The organism is Streptomyces otsuchiensis (genome assembly GCF_004305975.1).
Taxonomy (GTDB): domain Bacteria; phylum Actinomycetota; class Actinomycetes; order Streptomycetales; family Streptomycetaceae; genus Streptomyces; species Streptomyces otsuchiensis.
Genome location: NZ_BHZI01000056.1, coordinates 1 through 23,773, shown reverse-complemented (window position 1 = coordinate 23,773; position 23,773 = coordinate 1). Strand labels below are relative to the sequence as shown.

Below are 23,773 nucleotides of genomic sequence, written 5' to 3'. Positions count from 1 at the left end.
GTGCCCCGTGCCCCGTGCCCCCACCGTCAGGCCGACGCCGACAGGGCCCGTTTCATCCGTACCGACTGCAGCAGCCCGATCGCGATCCAGGTGGCGAACATCGAGGTGCCGCCGTAGGAGAGGAACGGCAGCGGGATACCCGCGACCGGCATGATGCCCATCGCCATGCCGATGTTCTCGAACGACTGGAAGGCCAGCCAGGCGACGATGCCGGTGGCGATGACCGTGCCGTACAGCTCGGTGGCGCCGCGGGCGATCGCGAGGGCCCGCCACATCACCACGCCCAGCAGCAGGATGATGGCGCCGGCGCCGAGGAAGCCCAGCTCCTCACCGGCCACGGTGAAGATGAAGTCGGTGTGCTGCTCCGGCACGAACTGCCCGGTTGTCTGGGTGCCCTGGAAGAGCCCCTTGCCGTCGAGACCGCCCGAACCGATCGCGATCCGCGCCTGGTTGGTGTTGTACCCGACCCCCGACGGGTCCCGGCTGGGGTCGGCGAACGCCGCGAAGCGGTCGATCTGGTAATCGTCGAGCAGCCCGAGGAACCAGACCAGCACCGCCGCCACGACACCCGCCACGACCAGGCCGATGGTCCAGCCGATACGGGTGCCCGAACCGAAGAGCACGCCGAGGATGATCGCGGCGATCACCATCGCCATGCCGGTGTCGTCCACCAGCACGATCATCAACGGCACGGCGGCCAGGGCCAGCGCCTGCAGTATCGTCTTGCCGCCGGGATGCTCGCGGTCACCGGCGTCCACACGGGCGGCCAGTATCACCGCCATCCCCAGGATCACGGCGACCTTCGCGAACTCGCCGGGCTGGATCGTGTAGTCGCCGATCGCCAGCCACGCCCGCTGTCCGTTGATCTCGGTGCCGAGCGGAGTGAAGACCAGCAGCATCAGTACCAGCGAGAAGGCGTAGAAGACCGGGACGAAGCCGCGCAGCCGGTGGTGGCCCAGCCACATCACACCGGCCGCGAGCGCGACGCCGATCGCCAGGTTGACGCCCTGACGCAGCAGGAAGTACTGCGGGTCGCCCTGCGTTATCCCCGTCCTGGTCCGGGTCGCCGACCACACCAGCAGGCAGCCGAGCACCGAGAGGGCACCGGCCGCCAGCATCAGCACCCAGTCCACGCGGCGCAACAGCGAGTCACGCGATATCAACCGCATCCAGACCGGCTGCTGGTTCTGCCGGCGGGCGCCGGCATAGGTGTGGATGCTCACGCGCTCACCCGTCCTCGCCGGCGATGATGGTGCCGTTCTCGTCGATCTCGGGGAGGTCGCGCATCGGCTGGGGCAGCAGCGCCGCCCCGCGGTCGATGGAGCCGTCCTCGGAGACGCCGTAGATGGCCTCGTACATCCGGCGCACCGCGACGCCGGACGCACCGGAGCCGGTACCGGCCTGGTCCATCGTCATCACGATGGTGTAGTCGTCGGAGAAGGTGGTCAGCCAGGACCGGGACTGCTTGTTGTCCGTGGTGGCGGTACCCGTCTTGGCGTACAGCGGGACCTCGTCCTGGGGCCAGCCGGCGAACCGCCAGGAGGCGGTACCGGTCGTCACGACGTCCTCGGTCGCCTGCCGCAGCTGCCGTATGGTCTGCTCGCTGGCGGGGAGCTTCCCGGACTCGGTCGGCTCGATCTCCTCGATGACGGTGCCGTCCGCTCCGATGACGGCCTTCCCCACGGTCGGCTCGTACAGCGTGCCACCGTTGGCGATGGCCGCGTAGATGGAGGCCATCTGGATCGGGGTCACCAGTACGTCGCCCTGGCCGATGGAGAAGTTGACCGCGTCGCCGGCGCGGAGCTTCCAGCCCTCCTCGCAGTTCTCACGGGCCAGCCGGTGGGCGAAGTCGTTCTCGTCGGACTTCGCCATCTCGCACCACGAGTCCTTGTTGGCCTCCCAGTACGAGCGCTTCCACTCGCGGTCCGGGACCCGGCCGGTGACCTCGGCGGGCAGGTCGATGCCGGTCGGCTTGCCGAGGCCGAACCCGTGGGCGGTCTCGTACAGGAAGTCGTTGGGGTCGTCGCCCGGGCTGGACCCGCCGTCCTTCTGCCACTCCTGGTGGGCCAGGCGGTAGAAGACGGTGTTGCAGGAGACCTCCAGAGCGCGGCCCAGGCTGATCGGGCCGTAGCCGGTGGACTCGAAGTTGCGGAAGGTCTGGCTGCCGATGCTGTACGAGGACGAGCAGTCGTAGTTGCCCTCGAAGGGGTAGCCGGCGTTGACGGCGCCCGCCGAGGTGACCACCTTGAAGGTGGACCCGGCAGGGGACTGCCCCTGGATGGCCCGGTTGAGCAGGGGGTAGTTGGAGTCCTCGCCGGTCAGCTCCTGGTAGTCGCCGCCGGAGATGCCGCCGACCCAGACGTTGGGGTCGTAGTCGGGTGCGGAGGCCATCGCCACGACGCGGCCGGTGTCGTTCTCCATGACGACGACGGCGCCGGAGTCGGCCTCGTAGTTGCGGCCGGTGATCTCGTCGCGCTGCTGCCGGGCGTCCTTCATCGCCTGGAGCAGTTCCTTCTCGACGACGGCCTGCACGCGGGAGTCGATGCTCGTGACGATGTTGGCCCCGGCGACCGCCTCGTCGTTGTCGGCCTCGCCGGTGACCCTGCCGAACTTGTCGACCTCGTAGCGCGTCACGCCGGCGCTGCCGCGCAGGTAGGAGTCGTAGGTCCGCTCCAGCCCGGAGCGGCCGATCTGGTCCGAGCGCAGCAGCGGTGAGTCGGAGTCCTTGGCGTCCTCGACCTCTTCGTCGGTGACCGGGGAGAGGTAGCCCAGCACCTGGGAGGTGGAGGCGCCGTCGGGGGCCGTGTAGCGGCGGACGGCGGCCGGTTCGGCGATGATGCCGGGGAACGCCTCGCCACGCTCGCGGATCTGGAGTGCCTGCTCGGTCGTGGCCTCGTCGGTGACGGGGATCGGCTGGTACGGCGAACCGTTCCAGCAGGGCTGCGGCGTCTGGGAGTCGCAGAGCCGTACCTTGTTGCGGACCTCTTCCTCCTCCATTCCGAGGAGTTCGGCGAGGTCGGCGAGGACCTGCTCGCCGCCGTCGCGCTGGCGCAGCAGCTCGGTGCGGTCGGCGGATACCACCAGCCGGGTCTCGTTGTCGGCGAGCGGAACCCCGCGCGCGTCCAGGATGGACCCGCGCACCGCCGGCTGGACGACCTGCTGGACGTGGTTGCCGGCCGCCGCCTCCTGGTACTCGTCACCCTGACGGATCTGCAGGTACCACAGCCGCCCGCCGAGCGTCAGCAGCAGCGAGACGACCAGTATCTGGATGACGATCAGCCGGATGGTGATCCGTGACGTGCGGCCGGTGTCCGGGATGTTGCTCACAGCCGCTTCACCCCCTTGATGCGGCCGGCCTTGGCCCGCCCCGCGCGGCCGCGCGAGCGGTTGAGCAGGAGCGAGCGCTGGCGTCCGATCCCGGCCGGGCGGCCGAAGCGGCCCCCGCCGAGGCCGGGCGAGGTCGCCCAGCTGTTGATGGAGTCGTTCCCGCCGGCCGATCCGGAGACCGCCTCCGAGGCGAGCGGATCGTCCTCGAGCCGTCTGGCGATCGCCATCACCAGCGGCACGGCGAAGGGCGCCAGCAGCAGGTCGTAGACAGTGGCGGTCAGGATCAGTGTGACCAGCCCGCCGGCGGCGACGGCGGTGTCCCCGACGAGGGTTCCGACGCCCGCGTACAGCAGGGTGGAGACGACGGCGCCGACACCGACCACGATCATCGGCACGGTGGCCGACCGGTGCCGGCCCGTCTCGGGCTTGGTGAGTCCGGCGGCGTAGCCGATGAGGCAGAGCACCAGCGCGTAGCGGCCCACGGCGTGGTCGGCGGGCGGCGCGATGTCGGCGAGCAGCCCGGCGCCGAACCCGGCGAGGGCGCCGCCGACGTGGCCGTAGACCAGGGCGAGTGCCAGCACGGTCAGGAGCAGCAGGTCGGGGACGGCACCGGGCAGCTGGAGCCGGGCGAAGACGGTGACCTGGAGGACCAGCGCCACGGTCACTAGCACGGTGGTGAGGAGAGTGCGGGTCAGGCGCATGGTCAGTCAGCTCCCACGATGGCGTCCGGGTCCTCGTTGCCGGGAGTGCTCCCGTCCGGCGCGACGGCGCCGGGGCCGGTCTCCGCGCCGGCGTTCTGGCCGGGTTCGCCGTCCTGCCCGGCGGCGTCGGCGTCCTGCTCCTCGGAGTCGCCCGCCTCGTCGGCTTCCTCGTCCTCCTCGGCCGGCTCCTCCTTCTTCGCCTCGTCGGGAAGGGGCGGCAGCACCGAGTCGCGCGGGTTGTCCCGGGGCGGCTCGACGACGACGCCGACCAGGTCGAGCTGGGTGAAGGCGACGTAGGGGCGGATGCGGACGGTGCGGGTGAGGTCGCCGGAGGCGGCCTCGACGCTGGTCACCTCGCCGACGGGGACGCCCGGCACGAACGGCTTGCCGTCCGCGGAGCCGAAGGTCACCAGGCGGTCTCCCGCCTTGACCTTGGCGCGGTGGTTGAGGAGCTGGACGTCCAGGGAGTCGTCACCGCGGCCGTTGGCGAAGCCCAGTTCGTCGGTGCCCTCCATCCGCGTGCCCACGGTGAAGTTGGGGTCGCTGGCCAGCAGCACGGTGGCGGTACCCGGCCCGACGGTGGTGACCCGGCCGACCAGACCGTCACCGTTGAGGACGGTCATGTCACGCTCCAGGCCGTCGTCGCGCCCGGCGTCGATGGTGATGGTCCAGGAGAAGCCCTGCGCGGGCCCTATGGCGATGACCTGCGCGCCGACGACGCGGTACTGGCCGGCGCCGGCGGTGCCGAGCATCTCGTCCAGCTGCCTTATGCGCGAGTCGCGGTGTTCCGAACTGCCCAGTTCCTGGCGCAGTTCCGCGTTCTCGCGTTCCAGCTCGCTGATCCGGTCGTGCCGCCGGCCGGAGTCACGGACCGCGCCGATGGCGTTGCCGACCGGGTCGACGGCCCTGGCCACGCCCGCCTCGACCGGCCCGAACACCGAGGCGGCGACTTCCCGGGGACCGTCCAGCGGCGACTGGTCGCCGCTCCGGACGTCCATCGTGATCAGCGCGAAGGCGATGGCGACCAGAAGTACGAGCAGCAGCCTGCTCTCTTTGGTGTCCCTCACGTGCGGAGGCCGTGCCTTTCTGCGTCGTTCGGTGATCCGTCGGGCGGCGGCCCCGCCGGGCGGAGGGCGCTGCCCCGCCGCGTCCCGGCCGGGCGGCGCCGCGGTGACGACCCGCGGGCCGTCACCGCCGTGGCTGCGCGTCCAGAACCTGCTGGAGCGCCTCGAACTCCTCGACGCACTTGCCGGAACCCAGCGCGACGGAGTCCAGCGGGTCCTCGGCGATGTGGATCGGCATGCCGGTCTCCTGGCGGAGCCGCTCGTCCAGCCCGCGGAGCATGGCGCCGCCGCCGGTCAGCACGATGCCCCGGTCCATGATGTCGCCGGAGAGCTCCGGCGGGCACTTGTCCAGGGTGGTCTTGACCGCGTCCACGATGGAGTTGACCGGCTCCTCCATGGCCTTGCGGACCTCTCCGGAGGAGATGACCACGGTCTTGGGGAGTCCGCTGACGAGGTCACGGCCGCGGATCTCGGTGTGCTCGTCCTGCTCGTTGTCGTAGGCGGAGCCGATGGTGATCTTGATGTTCTCGGCGGTGCGCTCGCCCAGCAGGAGGCTGTACTCCTTCTTGATGTGCTGGATGATCGCGTTGTCCAGTTCGTCACCGGCGACGCGGATCGACTGGGCGGTGACGATGCCGCCGAGGGAGATCACGGCGACCTCGGTGGTGCCGCCGCCGATGTCGACCACCATGTTGCCGGTGGCCTCGTGGACCGGGAGGCCGGAACCGATCGCGGCGGCCATCGGCTCCTCGATGATGTGCACCTGCCGCGCGCCCGCCTGCGTCGACGCCTCGATGACGGCGCGTCGCTCGACTCCGGTGATACCGGAGGGAACACAGACCACCACACGCGGACGTGCCAGGTAGCGGCGCTTGTGGATTTTCAGGATGAAGTAGCGGAGCATCCGCTCGGTGATCTCGAAATCGGCGATCACCCCGTCCTTGAGGGGACGCACGGCGACGATGTTGCCGGGAGTCCGGCCGATCATCTTCTTCGCCTCGGATCCGACGGCGAGAATGCCACCGGTGTTGGTGTTGATGGCGACGACGGATGGCTCGTTCAGCACGATGCCACGGCCTCTGACGTACACCAGCGTATTGGCCGTTCCGAGATCGACTGCCATGTCTCGACCCATGAAAGACATATTGCTCATGAGGATACGTCTGGCCTTCCAGCTGGAGCGATGTGTGCGTGGAGGTCGGCAGGATGCGATGTCGCCGCCGCCCGCGAAACTACGCGGTGGGCACTCGTGACATCGTATCCCCGGCCGGTCGGGCACAGGGCGCCGGTGCGCCTTGAGTCGCCATTGTCAACGGAACCCGGCCCGTCCATCGTCATGGTGACGTCGTGTTCGGGTGAAGAGTTCCCCCGTTCGACTGTACATACCCCGATGGCGGAGCGCATTGGAGCGACAAGAGCGGTCGCGGCAATTAACGCCGTGCGCCGTGAGTCGGTACGCGCCGCGTCCCGTTCGGCGTGTCGCACGTCGGGACGGGTTCGCGTGCCGCGGGCCACGAGGTGGCCCGCGGCATTGCGGAGAGGTGCGCGCTTCCGGTGACCGGGGCAGCGCGGAATACGCCGTGGCGACGTCGGCCACAGCCGGGATTGCCCGGACTGACACGCGGTCAGGCGGATCCGGCGGAATTAGGCCTGGCTGGGGAAGAAAATCTTGATCTCACGCTCGGCGGACTCCTCGGAGTCCGAGGCGTGGATGAGGTTCTCACGCACGATGCTGCCGAAATCACCGCGGATGGAACCGGGCGCGGCGGCGATCGGGTCGGTCGGGCCGGACAGCGTCCGCATTCCCTCGATGACGCGCTCGCCCTCGACCACCAGGACGACGGAGGGCCCGGAGACCATGAACTCCATCAGCGGCGGGTAGAACGGCTTGCCCTCGTGCTCGGCGTAGTGCGTCTCCAGCGTCGCCTTCTCCAGCGTCCGCAGTTCCAGGGCCGCGATCGACCAGCCGGCCTTCGCCTCGATCCGGCCGATGATCTCGCCGACCAGCCCGCGCCGGACGGCGTCCGGCTTCAGCAGAACGAGGGTGCGCTGGCTCATGGGGCGGCTCCAACCGGGTGGTGCGAGACAGGAGGATGGGCCCGGGTTCCCGGGCGGACGGGGGCCGCCGGGGATCGACCGAGTGTGCCCGCACGATACCCGCAACACGCCGTCGGACCCTAGCCGGGCCCCGGGTACGGCCGGAACCGCCCGCTCCGTGGACGGCGACCGCACCGCCGCCCGCGGCGGCCCGACGGCCACCCAGAGCGGACGAACCAGCAGAAGGACACCGGGTCGCCCCCGGTGACCGAAAACGAACGAAACGGGCGCGGACCGGCGGTGAGCGGACGCGACCCGGCGGCCGTCGGGCACGCCCGGCGGCCGCCCGCTCAGGAAGCGGCGGCGTGCGCCGCCTTCAGCTCGTCGATGCGGCGGCCGAAGTGCACCGAAGCCCACCACAGTCCCGCGAAGCAGGCGCCGAGGAAGAACATGATCGGCACCAGGAAGCCGCTGAGAATCAGCCCCACCTGGAGCGCCCAGCCCAGCGCCACTCCCCCGGGCCGTCCTACGACGCCGCACAGCAGCACGCACAACGCCATCACGGCACCGCAGACCACCCACAGCGTCACCGGCGACACGTCGGTCAGCCGGGAGGCGACCAGACCGGCGAGGCCGACGATCAGGAACTCTCCCAGCAGGGTGGCGGAGCACAGCGTTCGCATCAGCGGTCCCTTCCCAGCAGCAGGCGCGCCTCGCCGACGGTGATCACCGAGCCGGTCACCAGCACCCCGGCGCCGGCGTACTCGTCGGACTCCTCGGCGAGCGTGATCGCGGCCTCGATCGCGTCGTCCAGTCGTGGTTCGACCTGGACCCGGTCCTCGCCGAAGATCTCGACGGCGAGCGCGGCCAGGGCGTCGGGGTCCATCGCCCGGTGGGTGGAGTTGCCCGTCACCACCAGCTCGGCCATCACCGGCTCGAACGCCTCCAGCAGCCCACGCACGTCCTTGCCCTCGCTGGTGGAGAGCACGCCGATCAGCCGGCTGAAGCCGAACGCCTCACCGATCGCCGTCGCGGTCACCGCGGCGCCCGCCGGGTTGTGGGCGGCGTCCAGGATGACGGTGGGGCTGGCCCGGACCACCTCCAGCCGTCCGGGCGAGCTGACCTGCGCCAGCGCCTCACGGACGATGTCCTGGTCCAGGGTGCGGTGATGGGTGGCTCCGACGCCGAAGAACGCCTCGACCGCCGCCAGGGCGACCGCCGCGTTGTGCGCCATGTGCTCGCCGTGCAGCGGCAGGAAGATCCCGGGGTACTCCCCACCGAGGCCGCGCAGCGTCAGCAGCTGGCCGCCCACCGCCACCTCCCGGGAGACCACGCCGAACTCGACGCCCTCCCGGGCGACCGTGGCCTCCCGCTCCCCGGCGCGCCGCAGCAGGACCGCGGCGGCCTCGACCGGCTGCTGCGCCATCACCAGCGTCGCGTCCTGCTTGATGATCCCGGACTTCTCGCCGGCGATGGCCTGCGGCGTCTCACCGAGCCGCTCGGTGTGGTCCAGCGCGATCGGGGTGACGACGGCGACCTGCCCGTCGATCACGTTGGTGCAGTCCCACTGGCCGCCCATGCCGACCTCGACGACGGCCACGTCCACCGGCGCGTCCGCGAAGGCGGCGTACGCCATGGCCGTCAGCACCTCGAAGAACGAGAGGCGGTGCTCCTGGCCGGAGTCGACCAGCTCCACGTAGGGCGCGAGGTCACGGTAGGTCTCGACGAAGCGCTCGGGTGCGATCGGGCGGCGGTCCAGGCTGATGCGCTCGGTGATCGACTGCACATGCGGGCTGCTGAACCGCCCCGTGCGCAGTTCGAAGGCGCCGAGCAGCGTCTCGATCATGCGGGCCGTGGTGGTCTTGCCGTTGGTGCCGGTGATGTGGATCGCCGGGTAGCCGCGCTGCGGCTCGCCCAGGATGTCCATCAGCGCCTCGATCCGCGCCAGCGAGGGGTCGAGCTTGGTCTCGGGCCAGCGCCCGGCCAGCTCCGCCTCGACCTCGGCGAGGGCTCGGTCGGTCTCCGGGTCCTCCGGGCGTCCCGGCACGTCGTCCTCGCCGGAGGGCGGACCGGAGAGGGCGCGCAGAGTGCGGCTGCCCGCCTCGATCACCGCGAGGTCGGGATCGCGATCGGTCTCCTCCGCCACGATGTCCGCGAAGGGGTCGCCACCGGCGCTGTCGCCGTCGTCGCCGGGGAACTGGGGGCCGGTGTCACCAGGGGTCTCGCTCACAGGGCGCAAGTCTACGGAAGCCGGACGGCGACCGGCGCCCCGCCCGTCGCGGCGGCCGGCGACGTCCGGGCCGCCGGCCCCGCACGGGGCGGGCGCCGGACGCGCCGCGGGCCCGGCACCGGCCCCTGCGAGAGAGGCGGCGCCGGGCCCGGCGGCCGGCCGTGCGGTGCGCGCCGCGCGCTGTGCGTCAGGCGCGGGGAAGCCGGTCCAGCTGGGTGGTGATCCGCTGGATGTCGGCCTCCGCGGCGTCACGACGGCCGCGGATCTTCTCCACGACCGGCTCCGGCGCCTTCGCGAGGAAGCCCTCGTTGCCGAGCTTCGCGGTGGTCTGCTTCAGCTCCTTCTCCGCCGCGGCCAGGTCCTTCTCCAGCCGCTTGCGTTCGGCGGCGAAGTCGATGGCCCCCGAGAGGTCCAGGGCGACGACCGCACCGGCCACCGGCAGGGTCGCGCTGGCCTCGAAGCCGTCGCCCGCGGGCTGCAGCCGCAGCAGGGAGCGCATGGCCTCCTCGTGGTCCGCCAGCCCGGTCCCGTCCAGCTCCAGCCGCGCCGGGACGCGCTGACCGGGCTGGAGGCCCTGGTCGGCGCGGAACCGGCGGATCTCGGTGACCACCTTCTGGACGGTCGCCAGTTCGCCCTCGGCCGCCGCGTCACGGAACCCGGTGTCGACCGGCCAGTCCGCCACGACCAGCGACTCACGGCCGGTGAGGGTGGTCCACAGCTCCTCCGTGACGAACGGCACGATCGGGTGCAGCAGCCGCAGCGTCCGGTCCAGGACCTCACCGAGCACCCGGCGGGAGGCGTCGGCGGCCGGGCCGCCGGCGGCGAAGACCGTCTTGCTCAGCTCGACGTACCAGTCGAAGACCTCGTCCCACGCGAAGTGGAAGAGGAGGTCGCTCGCCTTGGCGAACTGGTAGTCCTCGTAGGCGGCGTCGACCTCGGCGATGACGGTGTTCAGCCGGGACAGGATCCAGCGGTCGGACGCCGACAGGGCGCCGGCCTCCGGCAGCGGGCCGTCGACCGTCGCGCCGTTGAGCAGCGCGAACCGGGTCGCGTTCCAGAGCTTGTTGGCGAAGTTGCGCGACGCCTGGACCCAGTCCTCACCGATCGGCACATCGGCGCCCGGGTTGGCCCCCCGCGCCAGGGTGAAGCGGACCGCGTCGGCGCCGTAGGCGTCCATCCAGTCCAGCGGATCCACGGAGTTGGGGTTGGACTTCGACATCTTCTTGCCGTGCTCGTCGCGGACGAGCCCGGTCAGCGCGATGGTGTGGAACGGCTGCCGGCCGTCCATCGCGTACAGGCCGAACATCATCATCCGGGCGACCCAGAAGAAGATGATGTCGTGGCCGGTGAGCAGGACGTCGGTGGAGTAGAACTTCTTGAGGTCCGGGGTCTGTTCGGGCCAGCCGAGCGTGGAGAACGGCCACAGGGCGGACGAGAACCAGGTGTCCAGGACGTCGCTCTCCTGGGTCCAGCCCTCACCGGACGGCGGCTCCTCGTCCGGGCCGACGCAGACCATCTCACCGTCCGGGCCGTACCAGACCGGGATCCGGTGACCCCACCACAGCTGGCGCGAGATGCACCAGTCGTGCATGTTGTCGACCCAGTCGAAGTACCGCTTGGAGAGGTCCGCGGGGTGGATGGTGACCCGGCCGTCCCGGACGGCGTCCCCGGCCTCCTTCGCCAGCGGCTCGACCTTGACCCACCACTGCATGGAAAGCCGCGGCTCGACGGTCGTCCTGCACCGCGAGCAGTGGCCGACGGAGTGGGTGTACGGGCGCTTCTCCGCGACGATCCGGCCCTGCTCGCGCAGCGCCCCGACGATCGCGGAACGCGCCTCGAACCGGTCCAGCCCCTCGAACGGGCCGTGGACGGTGATGACCCCGCGCTCGTCCATCACCGTCAGCGAGGGCAGGTCGTGACGACGGCCGATCGCGAAGTCGTTGGGGTCGTGCGCGGGCGTGACCTTGACTGCACCGGTCCCGAACTCCGGGTCCACGTGCTCGTCGGCGACGACCGGGATCGTGCGGTCGGTCAGCGGCAGCTTGATCCGGCTGCCGATGAGGTGGCGGTAGCGCTCGTCCTCCGGGTGGACCGCGACGGCGGTGTCACCGAGCATCGTCTCCGCACGGGTGGTGGCGACGACCAGGCGGTCCTCGCCCTCGCCGTAGGCGATGGAGACCAGCTCGCCGGCGTCCTCCTGGTACTCGACCTCGATGTCGGAGATCGCCGTCAGACAGCGGGGGCACCAGTTGATGATGCGCTCGGCCCGGTAGATCAGGCCGTCGTCGTAGAGCCGCTTGAAGATGGTCAGGACGGCGCGGGAGAGCCCCTCGTCCATGGTGAACCGCTCACGGGACCAGTCGACGCCGTCACCGAGGCGGCGCATCTGGCCGAGGATCCGGCCACCGAACTCGTCCTTCCACTGCCAGACCCGCTCGACGAACGCCTCACGGCCCAGGTCGTGGCGGGAGCGGCCCTCGTCGGCGAGCTGCTGCTCGACCTTGTTCTGGGTGGCGATACCGGCGTGGTCCATACCGGGAAGCCACAGCGCCTCGTACCCCTGCATCCGCTTGCGGCGGGTCAGGGCGTCCATCAGCGTGTGCTGGAAGGCGTGGCCCAGGTGGAGCGCGCCGGTGACGTTGGGCGGGGGGATGACGATCGTGTACGGGGGCTTGTCGCTGGTGGCGTCCGCCTCGAAGTAACCGCGCTCCACCCAGCGCTCGTACAGCTTCCCCTCTACCTCGGCCGGCGCGTACTGCGTCGGAAGGTCGGCGGGAGCGCGCTGGAGCCCGGCTTCGGGCTGCTGAGTGTTGTCGGTCACGGGCGTCAGTGTATCGGCGGCAATGTCCCGGCTTCGAATCGGTTTCGGGGCCGGATGTACAGGGGGGCGCCCGGTCGGCAAGTATGGGCGAAACTATCGGCGGACGCGCCATGGACGCACACGCTCTCGAGGGGAAGAAGATGAGCCACAACCAGCCGGGGCCGTACGGGCAGCAGCCCCCGCAGCCCGGTCAGCCCGGCCCGTACGGGGCGCCGCCGCCGCAGGGGGGCCAGCCCGGCGGACCCAACCCGTACGCGCAGCCCGGCGCCGCCCCCGGCGGCCAGGGCTACGGCTACCCCCAGCAGCAGCCCCCGCAGCAGCCTTACGGCCAGCAGCCCGGGCAGTACCCGGGACAGCAGCCCGGCCCCTACGGCCAGCAGCAGGGGCAGTACCCCGGCGCGCAGCAGTACCCCCAGCAGCAGTTCCCGCACCAGCAGTACCAGGGCCAGCCGCCCTACGGACAGCAGCCCCCGCCCCCGCAGGGCAGCGGCAAGGGCGGCCGGAAGACGCTGCTCATCGTCGGCCTGGCCGTCGTCGGCGCGGCGGTCGCCGGTGGCCTGTACTTCGTGCTCAGCGGCGGTGACACCCCCATCTCCGCGGACGACGGCACCCGGTACGAGCTGCAGCTCCCCGAGACCTCCGGTGACTTCCAGCTGATCGCCGCCGGCGGTGACGAGGACGTCATCACCGAGGACGAGGAGGCGCTCGCCGAGGCGGGCGTGGAGTTCGCCGGAGGCGTCAACGGCAGCTACTCCGACGCCGGCATCGCCTCACCCGACGAGCTGCTCTTCGAAGGCGGCGTCGGGATGCTCTTCGGCGGCATGTGGGGCGAGGTGGAACGCCCGCAGCAGACCGTGGACGCGCTCTTCCACGAACTGACCGGCGCGCTCGCGGAGTCCAACAACGAGGGCTCGACCGTCGAGCTGACCGGCACCGCCGAGTCGTTCGGCAGCGAGGACGTGGTCCTCAAGTGCCAGCAGGCCAACGAGGTCACCTCGGACCCGGTGATGGGCGACCTGGAGCTGACCACCACGGTCTGCGTCTGGGCCGACTACTCCACCGTGGGCGCCACCTACACCCTGAACTCCCCCACGGTGCCGCAGGACGTCGACCCCGAGACCATGACGCCGGAGGACATCACCTTCCCGGAGGCCGTCTCCACCGCCGACGCGGCGGAGATGACGCTCCAGCTGCGTGAGGACGCCCAGGTCCTGCCCTGACCCGGGGCCGCTTCCGGGCCGCCCGCAAGCGCAACCACGGCCGAGGGGCCCGTGACCACCGGTTCTCCGGTGGTCACGGGCCCCTCGGCCGTGTCGGGGGTGGAGGGCGAGCGGGCGGGCCCGGCAGCTCCGGGCCGCGCGGCGGCTCCCCGCGTCCGTCAGGCGGTGCGCTCCTGCGGCGTCTGTCCCTGGGTACCGCGCTGCTTGGCCAGACGGGACCGCGGTACCAGCGTCGGGTTGACGTTGGAGCGGACCACGTCCTCGGTGATCACGACCTGCCCCACGTCCTGGCGGGAGGGCACCTCGTACATCACGGACATCAGCACCTCCTCCATGATCGCCCGCAGGCCGCGGGCGCCGGTGCCACGCAGGATCGCCTGGTCGGCGATGGCCTCCAGCGCCGGGAGGTCGAACTCCAGCTCCACACCGTCGATCTCGAAGAGCCGCTGGTACTGCTTGACGATCGCGTTGCGCGGCTCGGTCAGGATGCGCAGCAGGGCCTCGCGGTCGAGGTTGTGCACCGAGGTGATCACCGGCAGCCGGCCGATGAACTCCGGGATCATGCCGTACTTGACCAGGTCCTCCGGCAGCGCGTCGGCCAGCAGCTCGGAGGAGTCGGTGTCGCGCTTGGAGCGGAGGTCCGCGCCGAAGCCGATACCCCGTGAGCCGGACCGGGCGCGGATGATCTCGTCCAGCCCCGCGAAGGCGCCACCGACGATGAAGAGCACGTTCGAGGTGTCGATCTGGAGGAACTCCTGGTGCGGGTGCTTGCGCCCGCCCTGCGGCGGCACCGCCGCCGTGGTGCCCTCCAGGATCTTCAGCAGGGCCTGCTGCACGCCCTCGCCGGAGACGTCGCGCGTGATCGACGGGTTCTCGCTCTTGCGGGCGACCTTGTCGATCTCGTCGATGTAGATGATCCCCTGCTCGGCCTTCTTGATGTCGTAGTCGGCCGCCTGGATCAGCTTGAGCAGGATGTTCTCGACGTCCTCGCCGACGTACCCGGCCTCCGTCAGCGCGGTGGCGTCGGTGATCGCGAACGGGACGTTGAGCATCCGGGCCAGCGTCTGCGCCAGCAGTGTCTTGCCGGAGCCGGTGGGGCCCAGCAGGAGGATGTTGGACTTGGCGAGCTCGATGTCCTCGTCACGGGAGCCGGAGTCGTGCTCGCTGGCACGCACCCGCTTGTAGTGGTTGTACACGGCCACCGAGAGCGCCTTCTTGGCGTCGTCCTGGCCGACCACATAGCTCTCGAGGAACTCGTAGATCTCCCGCGGCTTGGGGAGCTCGCTCAGCTCGGAGTCGGGCGACTCGGCGAGCTCCTCCTCGATGATCTCGTTGCAGAGGTCGATGCACTCGTCGCAGATGTATACCCCCGGGCCCGCGATGAGCTTCTTCACCTGCTTCTGACTCTTGCCGCAGAACGAGCACTTGAGCAGATCGCCGCCGTCACCGATGCGTGCCACGAGGTGCGTCCCCTTCGCCTGCGCACCGCCCGGGGGACGGTGCCTGTGCTAGTTCGCCATGTCTTGCCCTGACGACGGTACCTTGTCGCCCGGACCGAAGGCCCCCCTTGTCGGGAATCCTCCAGTGAGGAACCCCTGTCCAAGGGGGGACCGGCCGCAAACCCGAGCGGTTCAGTTCGACCCGGAACGGGTCGTGATGATCCGGTCGATCAGACCGTACTCCACCGCGCCCTCGGCGGTGAGAATCTTGTCCCGCTCGATGTCGTCGCGGATCTGCTCGATCGGCTTGGTGGAGTGCGTGGAGAGCATCTCCTCCAGCTGGACCCGCATGCGCTGGATCTCGTTGGCCGCGATCTCCAGGTCGGAGACCTGGCCACGGCCGGTCTCGCTGTACGGCTGGTGGATCATGATCCGGGCGTTGGGCAGCGCCATGCGCTTGCCCGCCGTGCCCGCGGCCAGCAGCACGGCGGCGGCCGAGGCGGCCTGACCCATGCACGCGGTCTGGATGTCCGGCTTCACGAACTGCATCGTGTCGTAGATCGCCGTGAGCGCGGTGAACGAACCACCGGGGCTGTTGATGTAGATCTGGATGTCCCGGTCCGGGTCCATCGACTCCAGGCACAGCAGCTGCGCCATCACGTCGTTGGCCGAGGCGTCGTCGATCTGCACGCCGAGGAAGATGATGCGCTCCTCGAACAGCTTCGCGTACGGGTCGTACTCACGGACGCCCTGCGAGGTGCGCTCCACGAAGCGGGGGACGACGTACCGGGATTCGGCGGGCGTCCGGTCGTAGAGGCCGGAGCCGGGAAAGGACTGTGCCATCGTCAGTGTCTCCAGGTGATGGGCTGGCTGCGGAGGTGAACCGGGGTGGCCGGGGCCAAAGCCGCGGCCGGGGCGACGGTGCCGTCAGGCACCCGTGCCGCCGCTGCCGGGGATGTCCACGGCGTCCGAGATCACCGCGTCCACCAGGCCGTACTCACGGGCCTCGTCAGCGGTGAACCAACGGTCACGGTCGGCGTCGTGCGTCCACTGCTCGACGCTCTGGCCGGTGTGGTGGGCGGACAGCTCCGCCATCTTCTTCTTGGTGCGCAGCAGCCACTCGGCGTGGATCTTGATGTCCGAGGCGGATCCGGCGAGACCGGCCGAGGGCTGGTGGATCAGGATCTCGGCGTTCGGCAGCGCGAACCGCTTGCCGGGGGTGCCGGCGCTCAGCAGGAACTGGCCCATGGAGGCGGCCATGCCCATGGCGATGGTGACCACGTCGTTCTTGATGAACTGCATGGTGTCGTAGATCGCCATGCCGGCGGTGATCGAGCCGCCGGGGCTGTTGATGTAGAGGTTGATGTCCTTTTCCGGGTCAGCGGCGAGAAGGAGCAGCTGAGCCGTGATGCGGTTGGCGATGTCATCGTCGACGGGCTGCCCGAGGAAGATGATCCGCTCGTTCAGCAGCCGGTTGTACACCTGGTCGCCGAGGCCGCCATTCATCGGCTCAGCCGCGGCGGAAGGCATCGGAAGCGTCACGTATTCCACCTGCTCATTCGATTCACGGCCGAGTCATCACTGACCGTCACTTGGCATCTTCGTTGTTCTTACGGACCTTAACGCGCTGGCCGATCAGACCCATCCCGGCCAGGGAACTGTTCGCTGTGAGCGCAGGTGCGCTTGGCCCGGGAAAAGCGCGGTACGGCTCGGGGCCGGACGCTGGTGCGTCCGGCCCCGTCCGGTGTACTGCGGGGCGCCGTAGCCGGCGCGGGCCCAGTGGCGTCAGCCGTTGGCCTTGGTGTCCTCGCCGTCCTTGGCGGGGGCGTCCTGGCCCTCGGCGGTCTCGGTCGTGCCGGTCGCCTCGTCGGCGGCCTGGACGGTCTCGGTGGCCTCGACGGTCTCGGCCGTCTCGTCCTCGTCGTCGAGGTCGACGGCGTCACCGTTGGTGTCGACGACCTTGACGGACTCGACCACGGTCGCCAGCGCCTTGCCGCGGCTGACCTCGCCCACCAGCATCGGCACCTGGCCGCCCTCGACGACCGCCTTGGCGAACTGGTCCGGGCTCATGTTGGAGGACTGCGCACGACGCAGGAGGTGCTCGGTCAGCTCTTCCTGGCTGACGTTGAGCTTCTCGCGCTTGGCGATCTCGTCCAGCACGAACTGGGTGCGGATGCCCTTCTCGGCCTGCTCCTGCAGCTCGGCGTCGAACTCCTCGGCCGTCTTCTCCTGCATCTTCAGGTAGGCGTCGAGGTCCATCCCGAGCTGACCGAGCTGGTGGTTGACCAGGTTGTGCTTCCGGGTCTCCACCTCGTCCTTGAGGAGCTTCTCCGGAATCGGAACCTCGACCAGCTCCAGCAGCTGCTCCAGCACCTTCTCCTGGGCGGCGGTGGCCTGCTCGTACTTCTTCTGCTGGGCCAGCCGCTTGCGGCTGTCCTCGCGCAGCTCCTCCAGCGTGTCGAACTCGCTGGCGAGCTGGGCGAACTCGTCGTCCAGCTCGGGGAGTTCACGCGCGGAGACGGTCTCGACGCTGACCGACACCTCGGCCTCGCTGCCGGCCGCGGTGCCGCCCTTGAGCTCGCTGGTGAAGGTGGTCTCGCCGCCGGCCTCCAGGCCGGTGACGGCCTCGTCGATGCCGTCGAGCAGGCGACCGGAGCCGACGGTGTAGTCGACGCCCTTGGCCACGCCGTCCTCGAGCAGCTCGCCGTCGACCCGGGCCTCCAGGTCGAGCTTGACGACGTCGCCCTCGGCGGCGGCGCGCTCCACGACACTGACGGTGGCGAACCGCTCACGCAGCTGGTCCAGGGCGCCGTCGATGTCCTCGTCGGTGACCTCGACCGCGTCGACGGTGACCTCGATACCGGAGTAGTCCGGGATCTCCAGCTCGGGGCGGATGTCCACCTCGGCGGTGAAGGCGAGGAGTTCACCGTCCTTGAGCTCGGTGATGTCCACCTCGGGCTGGCCGAGCGGGTTCAGCTCACCCTCGTTGACCGCGTCCTGGTAGAGCTTCGGCAGGGCGTCGTTGACGGCCTCCTCCAGCACAGCACCGCGACCCACACGCTGGTCGATGACCCGCGCCGGGACCTTGCCCTTGCGGAAGCCGGGGATGCTGATCTGCTGGTTGATCTTCTTGTACGCCGCGTCGAGGCTGGGCTTGAGCTCCTCGAAGGGCACCTCGACAGTGAGCCGAACCCGAGTCGGGTTCAGGGTCTCCACGGCGCTCTTCACGGTCGGTCTCCTTGGGGCAGACAGCTGGGGGATCTTGAGGGCGCCCCGTATTCGGCATGGGATGCTGGTTTTCAGTACACAGGCACGCGCGACCCTCATCGTACGTGGTCGGGGTGGCCGGATTCGAACCGACGACCTTCCGCTCCCAAAGCGGACGCGCTACCAAGCTGCGCCACACCCCGCATGGCTCACGATGCGACACGTAGCGTACAGGTACGTCGGGAGCAGTACCTACCGGGCATGGGGGACGGCGACGGAATCCGGCGCGGCCGCCGCTCGCGGCGGATCCTCGCGGGGCTTCGCCGGGGTCACACGCACAGCGGTGAACGAGGCACGGCTACGCGCTGGTACGATGCTGGTCGCGCTCCGGCCGAAGGGCCGTGCGGCGCCGACGCGCGGGTGTAGCTCAATGGTAGAGCCCTGGTCTTCCAAACCAGCTACGCGGGTTCGATTCCCGTCACCCGCTCCACGCGACCGCGGCCCGGTCCCTCCTCGAGGGGCCGGGCCGTGGCGCGTCAGGGGCCGTTCGAACTGATGGAGTCGTCCACCGCCCCGATGGAGTTGCTGATGGACTCCAGGAAGTCCCGTATCGGGTCGGCCGCGCCGGTGGAGGCGAGCGAGAAGCCGAAGAGGATGGCCACGATGGCCGGCCCCCACTTGATGGACCCCCCGCGGACCATCACTACAAGGACCACTCCCAGGAGCAGAGCGAGCGAGAACGAGATAACCACAACAGATCACACCCTCGGAAGAAACGCCTTTCGCCGCTTGGGGGCTTCCCCGCACTGGAGCCCCCCAAGCACGAGACCATCGTGCCACCCCAACGGACGGCGCGTGGGCGCCCGATGACAGATGGTCGGCCAATCTGCGTCACACCCGCACGCAGGGTGTTCGTTATCGATTGGTTATCACCGGGCGTGACGGAGGAGGGAATTTCACAACCTCCGCATACCCCCCGGGGGGAACCCTGACCCCCACCGCGACCGACCGTCGGGCCATACGAACTGACATCTGGTGACAGTCGGCCATATGTACTGATTTACGCATCTCACATCCGTGGATAGCGGTCATGTTCACGCCGTGGCAGGCCAGTTCTTCACATGATGCGACCAGTTCGCGCGCAGATTCTTCGAAACCTTCACGGACTCCGGGCAAGCGGAATTTACGAGGCGGACGACGGCCGCTATCGTGCCGACGATGTTGCACGTTCGTAATCATGCGGTCCTGACGGACGACCGCCCGGCGCCGGCCGGAGGAGCCGGCGGGCCGGGCCCGACACGTGAGCGGCCCGAGCGGAAGGCGGCATCCCGCCCGGACGTGAGCAAGGCGCGCGACCCCTACTTCGACAACGTGAAGTACCTCGCCATCCTCCTGGTGGCCATAGGGCACGCCTGGACACCGCTGATGAGCGACTCGCGAGCCGCCTCGGCGCTGTACATGTTCGTGTACACGTTCCACATGCCGGCCTTCATCGTGGTCGCCGGCTACTTCTCGCGCAGCTTCACCGCCCGGCCCGACCAGCTGCGCCGGCTGGTCACCGGAATCGGTGTGCCGTACCTCATCTTCGAAGTGGCGTACATCCTCTTCCACCGGCAGGTGAACGGCACCGACTACCCGTTCAGCCTGCTCGACCCCTACTACGTGACGTGGTTCCTCGTCGCGCTGTTCGTGTGGCGGCTGACCGCTCCGTTCTGGAAGATCATCCGCTGGCCGGTGCCGGTGGCCCTGGGCATCGCCGTCCTCGCCTCCGTCTCCCCCGAGCTCGGCGACGACCTCAACATCCAGCGGGTGCTGCAGTTCCTCCCGTTCTTCGTCCTCGGACTCACCCTCCGGCGAGAACACTTCGATCGTCTGCGCGGCCCGGACATCCGGCTGATGGCGATTCCCGCATTCGTCGTGGCGCTCGTCGTCGCGTACTGGGCCGTACCGCGTATAAGCGCCCGGTGGTTCTACCGCACCAACGCCGTGCAGGAGCTGGGCCACACCTGGTGGACCGGCCCGATGATGACCCTGGTGCTGTTCGGCGCCGGGCTGGTGCTGACCGCCGCCTTCCTGGCGTGGGTGCCCGACCGTCTCACCTGGTACACGGCACTGGGCGCCGGCACCCTCTACGGCTACCTGCTGCACGGCTTCCTGGCGAAGGGGTCACGCTGGTGGGGCTGGTACGACGCGGACTGGGTCGCCACCCCGGCGGGGCAGCTCGGCATCACCGTCATCGCCGCCGTGGTCATCACCCTGCTCTGCACCTCACCGGTGCGCCAGCTCTTCCGGCACGTGGTCGAGCCCAGCATGGACTGGGCCTTCAAGAAGCCGGAAGGGGCACCGGGCGGCTCGGGCGCCGGAGCTGCGAGGGGCGCGTCAGCCGGGGCGTCCGGGGCGTCCGGCGCAGCCGGTCCGGGGACGGCCGGGAGTCGTGCCGGGGGTGGCGCGGGCAGCGGCTCGCGCCACCAGGAGTAGGCCCGGGGCCCGCGCTGCCGCTCGCTGCCAGGCCGGCCCGGGCCAGGCCCGGCCTGGCCTGGCCTGGCCCGGCCTGGCCTGGCCTGGCAGCCGGATGTGACTGCGCGCCTCTGTCTGCGACGCCGGGGCGGTGGGCCGGTCGCCGGGTACTTCCTCCGGTGACCGGCCCCCGGGGTTTCACGGCCCGGAGGCTTTTGGCTGGCGCCGGAGTGGTCCCCCTCGCCTCAGTCGCGGGGCCAGGCGATCTGTGGCGGCGGCGCGCCGTAGCCGATGGGCGCCCGATACTCACCGCCCCGGGCGGCGCTCTCCATGTCGCCGTCCCCCACGGCGTAGGACGCGGTCGCCTCTCCCGCGCCGGCATGGCAGGAAGCCGCCTGCCCCCGCATGGAGGTCAGGCACTCCAGCGTCTGCCCGGTGAATCGAGCGAGGGCGGCGCCGACCGGGCTGCCGCCCGCGGCCGTGCCCCCGCTCAGACCGCCGCAGGAGGCCGCCGCGTCCGTGAGGTCGGTCACACAACTCCTCGCGTCGGCGTCCAGCGTCTCCGCCGCGTCGTTGAAACGACTCAGCACTCCCCCGACCTGGTCCGGTCGAACGTCCCAGAACATTCCGCGTCTCCCCCGTCGAGTTGGCCGGCCGCAACCGGCGGTTTCGCCCTCATGACGATGCGCGTCGAACCGTTTCAGGCTAGCAACTGGCGCGGCAAGGCGGCCAGAACACGAACGGGTGACCGACTGCCGACCCGCGCCCGCCCTGACCTGCACGCCCTTCGCCACGGCACCCACCCCACAAGCCACGACAGGTTGACGAACCGTCAGCGAGTCACGGCCAAGGCCTTGCCGTGGTGACGTAGCGCTGCTAAAAAGAACACCGAGAGTGACGGAACCGCTCGTGGGGAGAGCGGGGAGTGAGCAGACGGAGCACAGCCGACGGGGCAACGGGGGGGCGCTCATGCCACTGATCAGCGCGTCCGAGATTCCGAGCTTCACCGGGGATCTCGGACGACTCGAGACCATCGCACGCAGACTCGCCGTCGACGGCGAGGCCGTCCTCAGTACCGGGGAGAGCCTGCACGCCACGTTCCAGGGCATCGGCGCCGACTACCAGGCGGTCGAGGTGGCCGACCTCCTCGCCACCACCCTGCCGGTCCGGGCCGCCGGCGAACGACTCCGGGACGGCGTCACCGCCGTCTCCACCGCCTTACGCGACTACACCTTCTCCGCACAGGACATCAGCACACGCCTGGAGGCCCTGCGGGAGCGCGCCCGCACCGTATCCACCTGCTCGCCCGGCGATACCGACGAGGACGGACGCGCCTCGGAGAGCAACGCCATCCGGGCCGAGGCCGCGCGCCTGGTGAGCGCGTTCGAGCGGATGGAGGCGGACACCGTCCGCACCATCGAGTCCGCCCTTCCGCTCGGCACGCCTCACCGCCCCGTCCACGGCCCCTACGCACCGGGCCGCGAACCGTACCCGCTGTTCCCCTGGGCACCCGAACTGCCGGCGTTCGGCACCCCGGAAGAGGCGGCGGCCTGGTGGGGGCGGCTGAGCGCCACGGAACAGGCCAGGCTGATCGAGCTGGCACCGGCCGCGGTCGGAGCCATCGACGGCCTCCCCGCGGCGGCGCGCGACGAGGCCAATCGACTCGCCTTCTCCCGGATGTGGAACCGCGACCGTCCGGACCGGGAGCTGGAGTGGCTCCTGGCGAACGAGCCGGAACGCTACAGACACGAGCCTTATCGGCGTGACTACTTCAACTTTCAAGTGACCGAACTCGAGGAATGGAGAACGTGGGACGAACGTCGCAGGGAACTAGAGGTGTTGGTGACCCTCAATGACCGACTGAGCGGTACGGGGAAGTACAGCGATCCTTCACTTCCGCCAGCCTATTTACTGCGGTACGAACCGCAGGGCCGCGGGAGGGTCGTGATCGCGAACGGCGACCCGGACACGGCAAGCCACACCGCCGTTTTCGTGCCCGGAACCGGAACCGGACTCGCCGATGTGGGACCGAATCTCGACCGAATGGTGCGAGTCTGGCAGAAGTCCACCGACCTGGCTGACGGAGAGTCTGTGGCGACGGTGACGTGGATCGGCTACGAGGCGCCGCCCGAGATCGTCCCTGATGCCACCAGCCGCAGCTTCGCTCAACAGGGCGCACCCGAACTCAACTCGTTCCTCGACGGGCTCGACGCCTCCAGAACCTCCGAGCGCGACCGCAACACCACGGTCATCGCGCACAGTTACGGAAGTACGCTGGTAGGGGCTGCGACGCAGGAGCGCGATGCCGCCATCTCGGCGGACAACATCATCGCAGTGGGAAGCCCCGGCATGCTCGTGGGAAGCGCCGAAGAACTCGGCATCGGCGCTGAGAACATCTGGTCGATGCAGGCGCCGTGGTACCGCGACCCTGTACCGGATGCCGGACGCCATTTCCTCGGTGAGAGCGGTGGCGGGTGGCGGTCGAGAGTACCGGGAGTCCTCGGATTTGCGGCCGATCGTCCACTGACCCCGTCAGACGCCGAGTTCGGAGCCGGTCACATGACGAACGACGCACCCGACCACGGGACTTATTGGGAATCGGAAATCAACCTAGAGAACCAAGCAAATGTAGTGATCGGGAAGCCCGGAGATGTCATCACCAGTCCTTGACCACGTGATCAGTCCGAGAACCGCAATTCTCTTGGCGGTCGCCGCAGCGATCGCCCTGGTGTCAGGATGTGGCCAGATGAATGAGAACCCCGCCGCTCCGGAGGAGGGCTCGGTGCGACCGTCGGAGGACGTTGTCGCGGGAGTGGGAAGAACCCAGACGGAACTCCTGGAGGTCGCCGGATTGGTCGACGTGGTTCCCAAGGAGAACCTGCCGCCGATGAAGGCTCCCTGTTCGGACGACTACGCGGGCGACCTCTACTCGGCCAGCCACAGCTGGCGTGTGGACCAGATCCCCGAGGGGCAGATGCGGGTGGCGATGGACCGTCTACACGAGGGACTTCCCGGACGCGGCTGGCGTGTCGTCATGTACGAGCCCAACAACAGCCAGAACAGGAGGCTGGAGTTGAGAGTTGAGCACGAGGAAGGAGAACTCTTCGCCCGCGCCGCGTTCCTGGACAGCACCCAGCCTCACGTGCCGGATACCTACGAATCCGAGATTCGCTTCACCGTCTTCACCCCTTGTTATTGATCAGAAACTCATTGGGTTCACTCGTCGAGGATGTAGCGGACGTGCGGGGCTTTGAAGTAGCCGGTGATGAC

At 69.7% G+C, this 23,773-nt stretch carries 19 protein-coding genes and 2 tRNA genes; 5 read left to right on the top strand and 16 right to left on the bottom strand.

The annotated features are described in order from the left end of the window. Window positions 1-26: 26 nt before the first annotated feature. The 9 genes from rodA to E0D90_RS07975 all read right to left on the bottom strand — a co-directional run bounded on the left by rodA (window position 27) and on the right by E0D90_RS07975 (window position 12,180). Window positions 27-1,169, bottom strand: a complete 1,143-nt coding sequence (gene rodA, locus E0D90_RS08015; RefSeq protein ID WP_130797161.1) for a rod shape-determining protein RodA — start codon at window positions 1,167-1,169, stop codon at window positions 27-29. Window positions 1,170-1,227: 58 nt separating this feature from the next. Continuing rightward, on the bottom strand, window positions 1,228-3,327 hold the full coding sequence (gene mrdA / locus E0D90_RS08010; RefSeq protein ID WP_103502534.1) for a penicillin-binding protein 2: 2,100 nt from the start codon (window positions 3,325-3,327) through the stop codon (window positions 1,228-1,230). After that, window positions 3,324-4,028 (bottom strand): rod shape-determining protein MreD, encoded by a 705-nt coding sequence (gene mreD / locus E0D90_RS08005; RefSeq protein ID WP_103502533.1) that lies wholly within the window; start codon window positions 4,026-4,028, stop codon window positions 3,324-3,326. Before mreD ends, mrdA begins: the two co-directional genes overlap by 4 nt. A gap of 2 nt (window positions 4,029-4,030) precedes the next feature. Further along, window positions 4,031-5,095 (bottom strand): rod shape-determining protein MreC, encoded by a 1,065-nt coding sequence (gene mreC, locus E0D90_RS08000; RefSeq protein WP_130797160.1) that lies wholly within the window; start codon window positions 5,093-5,095, stop codon window positions 4,031-4,033. Between the two features lie 121 nt (window positions 5,096-5,216). Continuing rightward, complete coding sequence (locus tag E0D90_RS07995) at window positions 5,217-6,236, bottom strand: rod shape-determining protein (RefSeq protein WP_103501557.1); 1,020 nt, start codon at window positions 6,234-6,236, stop codon at window positions 5,217-5,219. A 500-nt stretch (window positions 6,237-6,736) separates the two neighbouring features. Continuing rightward, window positions 6,737-7,150 carry a nucleoside-diphosphate kinase gene (gene ndk, locus E0D90_RS07990; protein WP_130797159.1) on the bottom strand — a complete coding sequence of 138 codons (414 nt, stop codon included), beginning with the start codon at window positions 7,148-7,150 and terminating at the stop codon, window positions 6,737-6,739. Between the two features lie 329 nt (window positions 7,151-7,479). Continuing rightward, entirely contained in the window at window positions 7,480-7,812 is a 333-nt protein-coding gene (locus E0D90_RS07985; RefSeq protein WP_103501559.1) for a DUF4233 domain-containing protein, read from the bottom strand. Beyond that, window positions 7,812-9,359 (bottom strand): bifunctional tetrahydrofolate synthase/dihydrofolate synthase, encoded by a 1,548-nt coding sequence (folC, locus tag E0D90_RS07980; protein ID WP_130797158.1) that lies wholly within the window; start codon window positions 9,357-9,359, stop codon window positions 7,812-7,814. Before folC ends, E0D90_RS07985 begins: the two co-directional genes overlap by 1 nt. A gap of 187 nt (window positions 9,360-9,546) precedes the next feature. Then, on the bottom strand, window positions 9,547-12,180 hold the full coding sequence (locus E0D90_RS07975; RefSeq protein ID WP_130797157.1) for a valine--tRNA ligase: 2,634 nt from the start codon (window positions 12,178-12,180) through the stop codon (window positions 9,547-9,549). 140 nt (window positions 12,181-12,320) lie between these two features. Between E0D90_RS07975 and E0D90_RS07970 the strand changes: the two genes are divergently transcribed. Beyond that, the gene (locus tag E0D90_RS07970; protein WP_170214938.1) at window positions 12,321-13,400 is read left to right on the top strand and encodes a hypothetical protein; all 1,080 of its coding nucleotides are present in this window, start codon (window positions 12,321-12,323) and stop codon (window positions 13,398-13,400) included. A gap of 158 nt (window positions 13,401-13,558) precedes the next feature. On the opposite strand, the gene clpX is transcribed toward E0D90_RS07970, so the two are convergent. The 5 genes from clpX to E0D90_RS07945 all read right to left on the bottom strand — a co-directional run bounded on the left by clpX (window position 13,559) and on the right by E0D90_RS07945 (window position 18,249). Continuing rightward, entirely contained in the window at window positions 13,559-14,860 is a 1,302-nt protein-coding gene (clpX, locus tag E0D90_RS07965; protein WP_103503315.1) for an ATP-dependent Clp protease ATP-binding subunit ClpX, read from the bottom strand. Window positions 14,861-15,031: 171 nt separating this feature from the next. Then, the gene (locus tag E0D90_RS07960) at window positions 15,032-15,682 is read right to left on the bottom strand and encodes an ATP-dependent Clp protease proteolytic subunit (protein WP_103503316.1); all 651 of its coding nucleotides are present in this window, start codon (window positions 15,680-15,682) and stop codon (window positions 15,032-15,034) included. A gap of 84 nt (window positions 15,683-15,766) precedes the next feature. After that, window positions 15,767-16,381: an ATP-dependent Clp protease proteolytic subunit gene (locus E0D90_RS07955; protein ID WP_103503317.1), complete on the bottom strand. Its 615-nt coding sequence runs from the start codon at window positions 16,379-16,381 to the stop codon at window positions 15,767-15,769. A 243-nt stretch (window positions 16,382-16,624) separates the two neighbouring features. Further along, window positions 16,625-18,067: a trigger factor gene (gene tig / locus E0D90_RS07950; RefSeq protein ID WP_130797156.1), complete on the bottom strand. Its 1,443-nt coding sequence runs from the start codon at window positions 18,065-18,067 to the stop codon at window positions 16,625-16,627. A gap of 105 nt (window positions 18,068-18,172) precedes the next feature. Then, window positions 18,173-18,249: transfer RNA gene (locus E0D90_RS07945), tRNA-Pro, on the bottom strand. Between the two features lie 213 nt (window positions 18,250-18,462). Here E0D90_RS07945 and E0D90_RS07940 point away from each other — a divergent pair. Next, a tRNA-Gly gene (locus tag E0D90_RS07940) sits at window positions 18,463-18,536 on the top strand. A gap of 46 nt (window positions 18,537-18,582) precedes the next feature. Here the strand turns inward: E0D90_RS07940 and E0D90_RS07935 are convergent. Then, complete coding sequence (locus tag E0D90_RS07935) at window positions 18,583-18,798, bottom strand: hypothetical protein (RefSeq protein WP_103503319.1); 216 nt, start codon at window positions 18,796-18,798, stop codon at window positions 18,583-18,585. 466 nt (window positions 18,799-19,264) lie between these two features. Between E0D90_RS07935 and E0D90_RS07930 the strand changes: the two genes are divergently transcribed. Continuing rightward, a complete protein-coding gene (locus E0D90_RS07930; RefSeq protein WP_130797155.1) occupies window positions 19,265-20,524 on the top strand; it encodes an acyltransferase family protein in 1,260 nt (419 codons plus the stop codon). 224 nt (window positions 20,525-20,748) lie between these two features. On the opposite strand, the gene E0D90_RS07925 is transcribed toward E0D90_RS07930, so the two are convergent. After that, window positions 20,749-21,129: a DUF6507 family protein gene (locus E0D90_RS07925; RefSeq protein WP_130797154.1), complete on the bottom strand. Its 381-nt coding sequence runs from the start codon at window positions 21,127-21,129 to the stop codon at window positions 20,749-20,751. A gap of 343 nt (window positions 21,130-21,472) precedes the next feature. Here E0D90_RS07925 and E0D90_RS07920 point away from each other — a divergent pair, with 343 nt between their 5' ends. Continuing rightward, the gene (locus tag E0D90_RS07920; RefSeq protein ID WP_130797153.1) at window positions 21,473-23,173 is read left to right on the top strand and encodes an alpha/beta hydrolase; all 1,701 of its coding nucleotides are present in this window, start codon (window positions 21,473-21,475) and stop codon (window positions 23,171-23,173) included. Window positions 23,174-23,249: 76 nt separating this feature from the next. Further along, window positions 23,250-23,702 (top strand): hypothetical protein, encoded by a 453-nt coding sequence (locus tag E0D90_RS07915; RefSeq protein ID WP_130797152.1) that lies wholly within the window; start codon window positions 23,250-23,252, stop codon window positions 23,700-23,702. The last annotated feature ends 71 nt before the right edge of the window (window positions 23,703-23,773 follow it).